The sequence below is a fragment of the Isoptericola sp. NPDC060257 genome, assembly GCF_042726645.1.
GTDB classification, from domain to species: Bacteria; Actinomycetota; Actinomycetes; order Actinomycetales; family Cellulomonadaceae; genus Isoptericola; species Isoptericola nanjingensis.
On sequence record NZ_JBHXAW010000107.1, the window covers coordinates 1 to 12,868 of the forward strand.

Consider the following 12,868-nt stretch of genomic DNA (forward strand, 5'->3'; position numbering starts at 1 on the left):
GCGCGAGGTGCCCGCCCCGCCCGCCTCGGGCGACCTGCTCGACCTCGGCTGCGGCTGGGGACCCCTCGCCCTCACGATGGCGCTCGCGTCCCCCGGGGCGACCGTCTGGGCGGTGGACGTCAACGAACGGGCGCTCGACCTGCTCCGCTCGACGGCGGCGCGCCTGGGGCTGAAGAACGTGCGCGCCGTGCGCGCCGAGGACGTGCCGGACGACGTGCGGTTCACCGCGATCTGGTCGAACCCGCCGATCCGCGTCGGCAAGGCCGTGCTGCACGATCTCCTGCGCGCCTGGATCCCCCGGCTGGCCTCCGACGCCGAGGCGTGGCTCGTCGTGCAGAAGAACCTGGGCTCCGACTCGCTGGCGCGCTGGATCGAGGCCGAGCTGGGCCGCGGCGTCGAGCGGGCGTCGTCGTCCAAGGGCTTCCGCGTGCTCCGCGTCGACTGACCCGCGACGCCGCCGGTCGCTCAGAGCTCCCCGAGCTCCGTCTCGCCGCTGAACACCAGCTCCGCGGGGCCGGCGAGCTCCACGTGCCCGTTGTCGAGCAGCCGCACCCGGACGAGCCCGCCGGGCACCTCGACCTCCCAGACGTCCGGCACGGGGCCGTCGGCGCCCGCCGCGGCCCACGCGCGCACCGCGAGCGCCGCGGCGCACGCCCCCGTGCCGCAGGACTGCGTCTCCCCCACGCCGCGCTCGTGCACGCGCATCCGCACGTGCCCGACCGCCCGCCCGTCGGGGTCCACCGTCTCGGCGAGGGGCACGACGAGCTCGACGTTCGTGCCCTCGGGGGGCTGGGGGTCGACCTCGGGCGCGCGGGTCAGGTCGGCCTCGGCGAGCTCCGACGCGCGCGCGAGGGCGACCACGGTGTGCGGGTTGCCCATGTCGACGCTCAACGCCGGGCGCGGGGCGTCCCAGCCCCGCACGAGGACGGCGGCGTCGGCGCCGCGCGTCGCGGCCTCCTGCCCGCCGGGCAGCGCCCAGGGACCCATGTCCACGGCGTACCAGCCGCCGGGCTCCTTGCGGACCCGGCGCACGCCGGCGCGGGTGCCGAGCGCGAGCTCCTGCCCGTCGTCGAGGTCCGCGAGCCCGAGCTGCTCGGCGAACGCGGTGAAGACGCGCACGCCGTTGCCGCACATCTGGGCGACGGAGCCGTCGGAGTTGCGGTAGTCCATGAACCAGATCGCCGCGGGCTCCTCGGCGAGCACACGGTCGGCGACCGCCTCGCCGGCGCGCGCGACGGCCGCGGTCGGCGCGAGCCGGATGACGCCGTCGCCGCCGATCCCGGCGCGTCGGTCGGCCAGGCGCCGCACCTGGTCCGGGGTCAGGTCGAGGTCTCCCCGCGTGTCGGCCAGCAGCACGAAGTCGTTCTGGGTGCCGTGACCCTTGGTGAAGCGCAGCGTCATGAGCCCAGACTACGGCGCACGGGCCCCGTCCCGGGCTCGGGCAGCCGCCCGGCGTCGGCGTCGCGCACCACCGCGAGCGCCTCGTCCAGCAGGTCGGGCGAGCCCGCGTCGAGCCAGCGCACCCGCGGGTCCCGGCCGAACCAGCCCATCTGCTTGCGCGCCAGACGACGGGTGTTCGCGACGATCGCCTCGCGAGCGGCCTCGAGCGTGAGCTCACCCCGCCAGCACGCGAGCAGCTCGGCGTAGCCGACCGCGCGGGCCGCCGTCGCGCCCAGGCCCGTGCCCGTCCCGCCCTGCTCGGCCGAGGCGAGCGAGCGCACCTCCTCGAGGAGGCCCTCGTCCCACATCCGCTCGACCCGGCCCGCCACGCGGGCGTCGAGCACCTCGCGGTCGCAGTCGAGCCCGATCTGCACGGCCGGGCGGACGTGCTCCTGGCGGGGCAGGTTGGCGGTGTACGGGCGGCCGGTGAGCTCGATGACCTCGAGCGCGCGTACGATCCGGCGCGTGTTGTGCGGTCCGATCGACGCCGCGGCGTCGGGGTCGAGCCGGGCGAGCTCGTCGTGCAGGGCGCGGCGCCCCTCGCGCTCGGCGCGGTCCTCGAGCCGGGCCCGGACGGCCGCGTCGGTGCCGGGGAAGTCCATGTGGTCGAGCAGCGCGCGCACGTACAGGCCGGAGCCCCCGACGACGACGGCGCGCGCCCCGCGGCCCGCGATCGCGTCCAGGTCGGCGCGCGCCGCGCTCTGGTACCGCGCGACGGACGCGTCCTCGAGCGGGTCCAGGACGTCGAGCTGGTGGTGCACGATCCCGCGACGCTCGGCGACCGGCACCTTCGCCGTCCCGACGTCCATGCCCCGGTAGAGCTGGAACGCGTCCGCGTTGACGACCTCGGCGTCGGCGGTCCCCCGCAGGGCGCCGCGCGCACCGGCTCCGGACGGCGACAGGGCCTGCGCCAGGTCGAGCGCCAGGTCGGACTTCCCCGTCGCCGTCGGGCCGACGACGGCGACGACCACGGCCGCGCCGGACCCGCCCCCGCGCGCGCGCTCGGACGGTCTCGCGGTGGGGTCGGGTGCGCTCACGCCCACGACCCTAGCCCGCCGTCCGAGGGCTGTCGGACCGGCTGGTTAGGGTGTCCTTCGCCACCCACCGAGCCCGGCGCGACGACGCGTGCGCCCCGGCTCCCGCACAGGACGAGGACCCATGGCCTTCTTCACCAAGCCCACCGACGCGGCCACCGCCGCCCCCGCCCCGCTCACCCGGGACCGGCTGGAGGCGCTGATGACGCGCCGCGAGTGGTACTTCGGCATCGACGACGACGGCGACCTCGGCGGGGTCTGGGACGAGAACACGTTCTACTTCCTGCTCGTGGGCGAGCCCGCAGGGATCCTGCAGATCCGCGGTCGATGGAGCCGCACGCTCCCGGTCTCCGAGCTGGGGACGCTCACCGCGCTCCTCAACGAGTGGAACGTGGGGCGCATCTGGCCCAAGGTCTTCGCGCGCCCGGAGGACGACGGCTCGGCCGTCGTCGTGTACGCCGAGGTGGCCACCGACCTGCGCAGCGGCGCGAACGACGAGCAGCTCGAGCGGATCGTCGACTGCGGCCTCGCCACGGGCCTGTCCTTCTTCGAGATGCTGGACGAGCGCTACCCGGCGGGCGACGGCCCGCAGGGGGCGGAGCAGGAGGCCGCACGCCCCGCGGCGGGCGACGCGCGGTGACCAGCGGCACCGACGCCTTCCAGGTCGACCTGCGCGGGCTGGTCGAGCTGCTGAGCCGGCACCTGTACTCGAGCCCCCGCGTCTACCTGCGCGAGCTGCTGCAGAACGGCGTCGACGCGATCACCGCGCGCCGCGCCCTGGACGCCGACGCGCCCGCGCGCGTGCTGCTGCGCCCGCTGGACGACGGCGGTCTCGAGGTGCACGACACGGGCGTCGGCCTCACCGCCGACGAGGCCCGCGACCTGCTGGCCACGATCGGGCGCAGCTCGAAGCGCGACGCCCGGCCTGCCGACCCGGCCGACCCGCTCGCCGGGGCTCTCGGCACGAGGTTCGGGGGCGGGCGCGAGGAGTTCCTCGGCCAGTTCGGGATCGGCCTGCTGTCGGCGTTCATGGTCGCCGACGAGATCGACCTCGTGTCGCGCTCGGCGCGCGACCGGCAGGCCGCGCCCGTGCGGTGGCGCGGCTACGCCGACGGCCGGTACGAGCTCACCGAGCTCGACCCCGCCGACCCCTCGGCTCCCGGCGAGCCCGGGAGCGTCGTCCGGCTGCGGCCGCTGCGCGACGCGGAGCACTGGCTCGAGCCCGACACCGTCGCGGCCCTCGCCGCCGACTTCGGCGGGCTGCTGCCCGTGGACGTGTCGGTCGAGGTGCGCCTGGACGACGGCGGCACGGTCAGGCGCCGCCTCAGCGGAGGCGAGCTGCCCTGGCGCGCGGCCCGTGCGGACGACGCCGAGCGCGCGCGGGCGCTGGCGGCGTACTGCGAGCGCACCCTCGGCTTCACGCCGCTGGCCCACATCGACCTCGACCTGCCCGTCGCCGGGCTCACCGGGGTCGCGTTCGTGCTCCCCGCCGCCGTGGCGCCGACGACCGCCGCGCACCACCGGGTGTCGCTCAAGCGCATGCTGCTCGGCACGGGCGTCGAGAGCCTCCTGCCCGAGTGGGCGTTCTTCGTCCGCTGCGTCGTCGACGCGTCCGCCCTGCGGCCGACGGCGTCGCGCGAGGGGTTGTTCGAGGACGACGTGCTGTTCGCCACCCGCGAGGCGCTCGGCGAGCAGGTCCGTGCCTGGGCCCTCGAGACGCTGGCCGAGCCGTCGCCGCTGGCACGGTCGTTCCTGTCCACGCACCACCTCGCGGTCCGCGCCCTGGCGGTGCAGGACGACGCCATGCTCGACCTCGCAGCCCGGGTGCTGCCGTTCGAGACCACCGTCGGCACGCGCACGCTCGCCGACCTGGCCGAGCCCTCCGACGGGGAGGCGCCCGCGCGGGTGCTGTGGACCACCAGCGTCGAGGAGTACCGCCGGGTGGCCGCGGTCGCCGCGGCGCAGGGCCTGCCGGTGCTCAACGCGGGGTACGTCTACGACGCCGACCTGCTCGCCCGCGTCGCCCGGCGACGACCGGGGTGGCGCCTCGCCCCGGTGGCGCCGGGCGACCTCGAGGCCGTGCTGGGCGAGGTGGAGCCGCTGCGCGAGCTCGAGGTGGCCGCCGCGCTCGCCGCCCTCGGCGACGACCTCGCCGACCAGGACTGCGACGTCCAGCTGCGGGTCTTCTCGCCGTCCGAGGTGCCCGCGATGGTGCTCACCGACCGGGACGGGGAGCACGCCCGTCAGGCCCGCGCGGCCGCAGCCCCCGTCGGCGACGCCACGGACGTCTGGGGCTCCGTCCTCGCCGGCCTCGCCGGCCCGGCCCGTGCCCGCCGTCTCGTGCTGAACGACGCCAACCCGACGGTCCGCGCGCTGCTCGCGGCCGACGACGCCCCCGTCCGCGCGGCGGGCGCCCGGTCGCTGTACGTGACCGCCCTGCTCGCGTCGGGCCGGCCGCTGGCCGGCGCCGAGGCGAGCCTGCTCGACCACGCCCTGCGCACGCTGCTCGAGCGTGCCCTGCCCGACGCCAGCACCACCGAGCCCCGCACCACCGAGCCCCGCACCACCGAGCCCCGCACCACCGACACCGAGGACGACGCCCGATGACCCGCACCCTGGACGAGGCGAACCGCGCCGTCTCGACGATCATGAGCATGCCGTACGGCGTCGCGCGCAGCGCCGCCGCGGAGCAGGAGGCCGCCCGCATCACCGCGGAGGGCCCGGACGAGGCCCGCGCGTACGCCCTGTTCGCGCTGGTGGACTCGTACACCTCGACGCCCGAGGCCGAGAAGGCGTTCCTGCCGTTCACGCAGCTGTTGCGCTGGTGGGACGAGCACCCGGAGCTGTTCGACGGCAGCGACACCCACTCGCTGTTCTGGTCGTTCAAGTGGATGGTGGGCCTGCTCGCCCGCTTCCCCTCCGTCCCGACCGCACAGCTCGACGCGACGCTCGACGACATGGAGCGCCGCTACGCGCTGGCCGGGAACGGGACCAGCGCGGTGGCCGGCGAGCGGTTCGCCTGGCTGCGCGCCCAGGGTGCCCCCGGCACGGAGGAGGCGTACCGCACCTGGATCACCACGCCCCGCGACTCCTTCTCGGACTGCGCCGCCTGCCTGCCCGCCGGTCAGGCGGAGTACCTCGCCGAGACCGGCCGCGTCCGCGAGGCGGCCGACGTCGTGAGCGCCGCCGTCGCGGCGGGCGCCACCTGCGGCGACGAGCCCGCGGGGATGGAGTCCCTGCTGCAGCTGCTCCTGCTGGACCTGGGCGACGCCGCGGGTGCCGCGGCCGCGCACCGCAGCGCGATGAGCCACCTCGACGCCGCGGTGTCGAAGGAGATCGCCACCTCCCGCCACGTGGAGTTCCTCGCGCGGACCGGGCACCCGGAGCGCGCCCTGCGGCTCCTGCACGCCTCCCCCGAGCACCTCACGGTGTCCGACTCGCCGGGCGAGCGGCTCGCCGTGCTCACCCACGTCGCGGTCGCCACGGGCGTGCTGCGCGAGACGCACGCCGAGACGCCCGTCGAGCTCGCGGGCGTGCCGGCGCGCACGGTGGCCGAGCTCGACGCGTGGGCACGCGGCGAGCTCGCGCCGGTCGCCCGCGCCTTCGACGCCCGGCACGGCACCGACCGGCACGCCCGCCTGCTCGACGCCGCGTGGGAACGGCAGTCGCGCCGCCTTCCCGTCGAGCTCGGCGTGCTCGCCGCCGCCGAGCGCACGGCCGCCGCGACCGACCCCGCCCCCGGCCCGGTGCCCGACGCGCTGACCGACGTGCTCACCGACGGGCTGCCCACGTCTCTCGCGGGCGCGGACGCGGGCTCCCCCGCCGGCGTCGACCTCGCCGGCGTGACGGACCCGCGCGACGACGCCGACCCGGTCGCCGCCGCTCTCGCACGGGCGGAGCTCGAGCCCGACCCCGTCGAGGCCTCCGCGGCCTACCTCACCGCCGCCCGCGTGGCCGAGGAGGCCGGGCGGCTCGAGGACGCCGGCTTCGCCCTGGCCGAGGCCGCGCAGGTCGCCGCCGCCCTGGGCGACGACGAGGGCGCGGTGCCCGCGTTCGGGCGGGCCGTCGGCCTGCTCCGGGCCGCGGGGACCGACCCCGCCTACGTGGGCCCCGTGGTCCGGGCCGCCGCCGGGGCCCAGGCTCGCGTCGGCGACGTCGACGCCGCCCTCGCCGCCGTCGAGCGGGTGCTCGAGGACGTCGCGCGCCCCGCGGACGAGGCGCCCGCGCCGACGCCCGCGCTGTCGGAGGACCTCGCGACCCGCCGCGCCGCGTTCGCCGCCGCCGAGGAGCGGCAGCTGCGCGACGTGCGCGCCCGCCTCCTCGCGACCGCGGGGCAGCACGCCGAGGCGGCGCGCCAGGCGGAGACGGTGGCCGAGGAGTTCGGCCGTGCCGGCCTCCCCTTCGACGCCGCCCACGCGTTCTGGCTGGCCGGCAGCGCGCTCCGGGCCACGGGCGACGCCACCGCGGCGGTCGACCCGCTGCGGGCCGCGCTGGAAGGTCTCGCGGCGGTGGGCGCGCGGGCGGACCTGGCCACCGTCGCGGACGAGCTCGTCGGGACGCTCCGGGGTCTGGGTCGCGCCGAGGAGGCCGACGCCGTCGCCGCGTCGCTCGTGCCCTGACGCCCGGCACCCGGCGCAGGGCCGGTCGGCTGGTCAGCCCGCGCGTCCCTCGGCGATTCCGTAGGACGGCGGCAGGTGCTCGTGGCCGCCGGGGACGGTCGTCACGCCCCACGACCACCGGCCCGGCGCCACGGCGCCGTCCAGCAGGGCCGAGACCGCCGGCGCGAGGAGCACCGGGCAGCCGGGTCCCCGGTCGGGCGTCGAGCCCGGCTGCGGGTCCGGCACCGCCGCGGCGCCCGGGGCCCCGGGCACGGCGCCCCCCGCGACGACGACCGCGGGGGCGCGGTGCAGCGCGGCGACCGCCTCGGCCGGCGCCCCGGCGGCGTCGGACACCTCGAGCACGACGACCTCGGGCGGTCCGTCGTGTCCCGCTCGCCGCAGCGCGGCGCGCAGCGCGAGCAGCGCCACCGATGCCGGCACGTGCGCCGGACGGGCCGGCGCCGGGTCCGCCCGGGCCCACCCGGCGACGTCGGGCACCCAGCGGTCGGCGACACCCGCCCCCGCGAGGGACGGCCGCCGCCGACCGAAACCGCCGCCCGCCCCCCGAGGCACGGCCCCCAGCACCACGAGAGGTGCGTCACCGTCCCGGCGCGTCGTCGCCGGGGTGACGGACGCGGCCACCAACCGGTCGAGGGCCGCGGCCATCGCGACGCGGACGTCAGCGAGGAGGTCGGCGCCGCCGCCGGCACCGGGCACGAGCAGGGACGTTCCTGGGAGGACGACGGCGCGGGCTGGCACGCGCCCAACCTACCCTCGCCCTCGCGACCGCCCTCGTCACGCCCCCGCCACCGCCGCGGCGGCCGGCACGGCCCGCTCCCCACGCCGTCCGGCCCTCGGCGCACTCACCCCGCCGTGGGTCCCGACGTGTAGCGTGGACGGGTGAGGTTCTTCGGTTCACGCCGGGCAAGCAAGATCCGGCCGACCTCCGTCGGCCGGGAGGACGAGCTCGTGGGCGACCTTCGGGACGACGAGCTCCACGACCGGATCGAGGGTCTGCTCGCCGACCACGTCGGCGCGGACGACGCGCTGGCCCCGTTGTCGCGCGACCGCGTGACGGACTGGCTGGAACGGTCCGGTTTCTCCTACTTCGTCGACTCCGACGGAGACGTCGGCGGGCTCTGGCACGGCTGGTTGTTCTACTTCCTCGTGCTGGGCGAGCGGTCGGAGGTGCTCCAGGTCCGCGGCCAGTGGCACCGCGACCTCAGCATCGATCGCCTCGGCGACATCCTCGAGCTCTGCAACGAGTGGAACGCCGAGCGGATCTGGCCCAAGACGTACGTGCGCGTGCGCGACGACGGCTCCGTCGTCGTGTGCGCGGAGGTCACGGTGGACGTCGGCAGCGCGGTCGGCGAGGCGCAGCTCGACCAGCTGCTGCAGTGCGGCCTCAGCACGGGGTCGATGTTCTTCGAGCACCTCGACACCACGTTCCGCGACCCGCTGCGGGACGCGTCGTGACCGGCGCACACCGGTCCGGCGGCACCGCCCGCCGGCTGCTCGGCGGCGTCCGGCGAGCGGCGGACGCGGTCGGTCGCGCCGTGCAGGACGCCGGCGCACGCGTGGCCGCCCGCGCGGAGCGCGCGCCCGCGGGACCGCGCGGCACGACGCCGAGGCCGTTGTCCCACGCCCGTGTCGCGGACGACCTGACCCGCCGGGGCTACCGGTTCCGCACGGACGACGACGGCGACGTGACCGGCACGTGGGACGGCAACCGGTTCTGGTTCCTCCTGCTCGGCGACCACGACGAGATCCTGCAGGTGCGCGGCCGCTGGGCCGGCACCGTGCCCGAGGGCGCCCGCCTGGCGGTGCTGCAGGCCGTGAACGACTGGAACCGCGAGCGGGTGTGGCCCAAGGTGTACGCCCGAGCGGAGGGTGAACGGCTCGCGCTCTACACCGAGGTGTCGGTGGACTTCGAGCACGGCGCGACGGACGAACAGCTCGCCGCCACCGTGTCGTGCGGACTCGTCACGTCGTCGCAGTTCTTCAGCACCGTGGGCGCGATGACGCCGGGCGGGCCGGAGATCGACGGCCCGTCCTGAGCCGGCCCGGTTCGAGCGCCCCTGACCGTCAGGCCCGCAGCGAGGGCATCCCGAGCACGACCGGGCCCGCGGACGGCGCCGTGCCGTGGGAGTGCTCGTCCTCTCCCCCGCCGAGCCGCGCCGTCTCCCGCTGCGCCCAGGCGTCGCCCGACCGGGTCCGGCGCACGGCGTACGCGCCGCCGTCGAGCACCGCGTCCGCGACGAGGAAGTGCGGCGCCGACCGCGTGACCCCGACGGTCACGACGTCCCCCGGGCGCGGCAGGCGCGGGTCGAGGGACGCGGCGTCGGCGAGCCGCGGGTCCTCGAGCGAGGCCGGGGCGCCGGCGAGGCGCTCGGCCCCGGCGGCGACGTCGTCGAGCAGGTCGGCGGGGAGCGCGAGGTGCACGAGCCGGTTGTCGGGGGCGCGTCCGGAGAGCCGGTGCGTCGCGCCGTCCTTCTTGCCGGCGCCCTCGGAGACGAGGACGTCGATCGTGCGCCCGACCTGGCGGGCGGCCTCCTCGCCGGCGATGCGCTCCTGGAGCGCCAGCAGGCGCTCGAACCGCTCCTGCACGACCTCCTTGGGCAGCTGCTCCTCCATGGTCGCGGCCGGCGTGCCGGGGCGCGGGGAGTACTGGAACATGAACGCCGAGCTGAACCGCGAGGCCTCCACGACGCGCAGCGTCTCGCGGAAGTCCTCCTCCGTCTCCCCCGGGAAGCCCACGATGATGTCGGTCGTGATCGCGGCGTCCGGCATGGCGTCCCGCACGCGGTCGAGGATGCCGAGGAACCTGGCCGACCGGTACGACCGGCGCATGGCGCGCAGCACGCGGTCCGAGCCGGACTGCAGCGGCATGTGCAGGCTCGGCATGACGTTCGGCGTCTCGGCCATGGCCTCGATGACGTCGTCGGTGAACGCCGCCGGGTGCGGGGAGGTGAAGCGCACGCGCTCCAGCCCCTCGATCGCGCCGCAGGCGCGCAGCAGCTTCGCGAACGCGCCGCGGTCGCCGAACTCGACGCCGTAGCTGTTGACGTTCTGGCCCAGCAGCGTGACCTCGACGGCCCCGGCGGCCACGAGCGCCTCGACCTCCGCCAGGACCTCCCCCGGACGGCGGTCGCGCTCCTTGCCACGCAGGTGCGGCACGATGCAGAACGTGCAGGTGTTGTTGCAGCCGACCGAGATCGACACCCAGCCCGCGTACACGGACTCGCGCCGCGTAGGCAGCGTGGAGGGGAAGACCTGCAGCGACTCGGCGATCTCCACCTGGGCCTCGGCGTTGTGGCGGGCCCGCTCGAGGAGGACCGGGAGCGCGTCCAGGTTGTGCGTGCCGAAGACGACGTCCACCCACGGCGCCTTGGACACGATCTCGCCGCGGTCCTTCTGCGCGAGGCAGCCGCCGACCGCGATCTGCATCCCCGGCCGGTCCGACTTGATCCCGGCGAGCTGCCCGAGGTTCCCGTAGAGCCGGGTCGCGGCGTTCTCGCGCACGGCGCAGGTGTTGATCACGACGACGTCGGCGCGGCTGGCCGCCTCGTCCTCGGCGGTGGCGCGCGCGTAGCCGGCCTGCTCGAGCATGCCGGCCATGTGCTCCGAGTCGTGCACGTTCATCTGGCAGCCCAGGGTGCGCACGAGATAGGTGCGCTGGCCGGACGGCTCGTCGGTGGGACGTGCCGACACGGCGGGGCTCTGCGTGGTACTGGACATCGCATCTAGGGTACGGTGCCCGACGGCCGGGCCCCGACGAGGTGACCCACCCATCGCTCGAGAGCGCCGCACGACGCCGTCGCACGACGACCGCGACCCACGACGCTCGAGACACGCGGCCACCGCCGCCGGGACTCGGACCGCGCGCCCTGCGCGTGCACTGTTACTGAACCGTTGCGGAACCGGACAACCCGGTGCTGGTCGCGGAAACACCGAGTGGATAGGTTCGACAGATGGATCACGGCGATGCGACCACGACGACCGACCCCGCCGAGGCGTCGTCCTCCCTCGGTGCCCCGCTCGTCGAGCTGAAGAACGTCAACAAGCACTTCGGCGAGCTGCACGTGCTCCAGGACATCGACCTCACCGTGCGCAGGGGCGAGGTGCTCGTCGTCATCGGCCCGTCCGGCTCCGGGAAGTCCACCCTGTGCCGGGCGATCAACCGCCTCGAGACGATCGACTCCGGCGAGATCCGGATCGACGGCCAGCCCCTGCCCGAGGAGGGCAAGGCCCTGGCCAAGCTGCGGGCCGACGTCGGCATGGTGTTCCAGGCGTTCAACCTCTTCGCGCACAAGACGATCCTGGAGAACGTCACGCTCGGGCCGGTCAAGGTCCGCAAGGAGCGCTCGTCGGCCGCGAAGGAGCGCGCCCTGCAGCTGCTCGACCGGGTCGGGGTGAAGAACCAGGCCCAGAAGATGCCCGCCCAGCTCTCCGGTGGTCAGCAGCAGCGCGTCGCGATCGCCCGGGCGCTGGCGATGAAGCCCAAGGTGATGCTCTTCGACGAGCCCACCTCGGCGCTCGACCCGGAGATGATCAACGAGGTCCTGGACGTCATGGTCGCGCTCGCGAAGGAGGGCATGACGATGATCGTCGTCACCCACGAGATGGGCTTCGCCCGCAAGGCCGCGAACCGCGTCGTCTTCATGGCGGACGGCCAGATCGTCGAGGAGGCCACCCCCGAGGAGTTCTTCACCGCGCCGAAGAGCGACCGTGCCAAGGACTTCCTGTCCAAGATCCTCTCCCACTGACCCGCCCACGACCCGACCTCCCCACGACCACAGCCACGCAAGGGCGGGAACCCCCGCCGGCCGCGCGGACCGGGACCTGACATCGGCGTCCCCGGCCCGCCCGGGCGACCACAACGAAGGGTAAGAACGATGCGCACACGACACGCAGGGGCCGCGGCGCTCGCCGCACTGACCGCTCTCACGCTCGCCGCCTGCGGCGGCGGCGAGGTCGGTGGCGGTGGTGGTGGCGGCGACGAGACCGGTGGCTCCGGTGGCGGCGACTCCATCAAGATCGGCATCAAGTTCGACCAGCCCGGCCTGGGCTACCAGGACGGCAGCGAGTACACCGGCTTCGACACCGACGTCGCCCGCTACGTCGCGGACAAGCTCGGCTACTCGGAGGACCAGATCGAGTGGGTCGAGGCGCCGTCGGCCAACCGCGAGACCATGCTGCAGACCGGCCAGGTCGACATGATCTTCGCGACCTACTCCATCACCGACGAGCGCAAGGAGCAGGTCGCGTTCGCCGGCCCGTACTTCATCGCCGGCCAGGACCTCCTCGTCGCCGAGGACAACACCGACATCACCGGCCCCGAGACGCTCGAGGGCAAGAACCTCTGCTCGGTGACCGGCTCGACGTCGGCGCAGCGCATCAAGGACGAGTACGCCGAGGGTGTGCAGCTCGTGGAGCGGCCCGGCTACGCCGAGTGCGTCACCGCGCTCACCGCCGGCCAGGTCGACGCGGTCACGACCGACGACATCATCCTCGCCGGCCTCGCCGCGCAGGACGCCAACAAGGGCAAGGTCAAGGTCGTGGGCAACCCGTTCTCCGAGGAGAACTACGGCGTCGGCCTGCCGCAGGACAACGACACCTGCGAGGACATCAACGCGGCCATCACGTCGATGATCGAGGACGGGTCGTGGGAGAAGGCCGTCCAGGCGAACACCGAGGGCACCGGCTACACGCCCAACGCCGACCTCAACCCGCCGACGCCGGACGCCTGCGCCTGACGAGGCCGTCCGACCGTCCGATCGGCACCGGGGGGAGCCG

At 75.6% G+C, this 12,868-nt stretch carries 12 protein-coding genes; 8 read left to right on the forward strand and 4 right to left on the reverse strand.

The window, feature by feature from the left end:
- Nucleotides 1-445 (forward strand): class I SAM-dependent methyltransferase (locus tag ACFWEK_RS10740; RefSeq protein ID WP_430554035.1); only part of this gene is annotated, 445 nt, incomplete at its 5' end.
- Between the two features lie 20 nt (nucleotides 446-465).
- On the opposite strand, the gene dapF is transcribed toward ACFWEK_RS10740, so the two are convergent.
- Together dapF and miaA are read right to left on the reverse strand one after the other, a co-directional pair.
- Nucleotides 466-1,401 (reverse strand): diaminopimelate epimerase, encoded by a 936-nt coding sequence (gene dapF, locus ACFWEK_RS10745; RefSeq protein WP_430547345.1) that lies wholly within the window; start codon nucleotides 1,399-1,401, stop codon nucleotides 466-468.
- The gene (gene miaA / locus ACFWEK_RS10750; RefSeq protein WP_430554044.1) at nucleotides 1,398-2,411 is read right to left on the reverse strand and encodes a tRNA (adenosine(37)-N6)-dimethylallyltransferase MiaA; all 1,014 of its coding nucleotides are present in this window, start codon (nucleotides 2,409-2,411) and stop codon (nucleotides 1,398-1,400) included. The genes dapF and miaA overlap by 4 nt, the downstream gene beginning before the upstream one ends.
- A 187-nt stretch (nucleotides 2,412-2,598) precedes the next feature.
- Between miaA and ACFWEK_RS10755 the strand changes: the two genes are divergently transcribed.
- The 3 genes from ACFWEK_RS10755 to ACFWEK_RS10765 are packed head-to-tail and all read left to right on the forward strand — an operon-like array spanning nucleotide 2,599 to nucleotide 7,093.
- Nucleotides 2,599-3,114 carry a YbjN domain-containing protein gene (locus ACFWEK_RS10755; protein WP_430554036.1) on the forward strand — a complete coding sequence of 172 codons (516 nt, stop codon included), beginning with the start codon at nucleotides 2,599-2,601 and terminating at the stop codon, nucleotides 3,112-3,114.
- Nucleotides 3,111-5,081: an HSP90 family protein gene (locus tag ACFWEK_RS10760; RefSeq protein ID WP_430554037.1), complete on the forward strand. Its 1,971-nt coding sequence runs from the start codon at nucleotides 3,111-3,113 to the stop codon at nucleotides 5,079-5,081. The genes ACFWEK_RS10755 and ACFWEK_RS10760 overlap by 4 nt, the downstream gene beginning before the upstream one ends.
- The gene (locus ACFWEK_RS10765; RefSeq protein WP_430554038.1) at nucleotides 5,078-7,093 is read left to right on the forward strand and encodes a hypothetical protein; all 2,016 of its coding nucleotides are present in this window, start codon (nucleotides 5,078-5,080) and stop codon (nucleotides 7,091-7,093) included. The genes ACFWEK_RS10760 and ACFWEK_RS10765 overlap by 4 nt, the downstream gene beginning before the upstream one ends.
- Before the next feature lie 33 nt (nucleotides 7,094-7,126).
- On the opposite strand, the gene ACFWEK_RS10770 is transcribed toward ACFWEK_RS10765, so the two are convergent.
- Nucleotides 7,127-7,831 (reverse strand): hypothetical protein, encoded by a 705-nt coding sequence (locus ACFWEK_RS10770; protein ID WP_430554039.1) that lies wholly within the window; start codon nucleotides 7,829-7,831, stop codon nucleotides 7,127-7,129.
- 210 nt (nucleotides 7,832-8,041) lie between these two features.
- Here ACFWEK_RS10770 and ACFWEK_RS10775 point away from each other — a divergent pair, with 210 nt between their 5' ends.
- Together ACFWEK_RS10775 and ACFWEK_RS10780 are read left to right on the forward strand one after the other, a co-directional pair.
- Complete coding sequence (locus ACFWEK_RS10775) at nucleotides 8,042-8,548, forward strand: YbjN domain-containing protein (protein ID WP_430554040.1); 507 nt, start codon at nucleotides 8,042-8,044, stop codon at nucleotides 8,546-8,548.
- The gene (locus ACFWEK_RS10780; protein ID WP_430554041.1) at nucleotides 8,545-9,129 is read left to right on the forward strand and encodes a YbjN domain-containing protein; all 585 of its coding nucleotides are present in this window, start codon (nucleotides 8,545-8,547) and stop codon (nucleotides 9,127-9,129) included. Before ACFWEK_RS10775 ends, ACFWEK_RS10780 begins: the two co-directional genes overlap by 4 nt.
- 28 nt (nucleotides 9,130-9,157) lie before the next feature.
- Here ACFWEK_RS10780 and miaB read toward each other — a convergent pair whose 3' ends face one another.
- Nucleotides 9,158-10,810, reverse strand: a complete 1,653-nt coding sequence (gene miaB / locus ACFWEK_RS10785) for a tRNA (N6-isopentenyl adenosine(37)-C2)-methylthiotransferase MiaB (protein WP_430554042.1) — start codon at nucleotides 10,808-10,810, stop codon at nucleotides 9,158-9,160.
- A gap of 233 nt (nucleotides 10,811-11,043) precedes the next feature.
- On the opposite strand from miaB, the gene ACFWEK_RS10790 reads away from it, so the two are divergent.
- Both ACFWEK_RS10790 and ACFWEK_RS10795 read left to right on the forward strand, forming a co-directional pair.
- Nucleotides 11,044-11,838, forward strand: a complete 795-nt coding sequence (locus ACFWEK_RS10790) for an amino acid ABC transporter ATP-binding protein (RefSeq protein ID WP_430547336.1) — start codon at nucleotides 11,044-11,046, stop codon at nucleotides 11,836-11,838.
- Nucleotides 11,839-11,967: 129 nt separating this feature from the next.
- Complete coding sequence (locus ACFWEK_RS10795; protein WP_430554043.1) at nucleotides 11,968-12,828, forward strand: glutamate ABC transporter substrate-binding protein; 861 nt, start codon at nucleotides 11,968-11,970, stop codon at nucleotides 12,826-12,828.
- The last annotated feature ends 40 nt before the right edge of the window (nucleotides 12,829-12,868 follow it).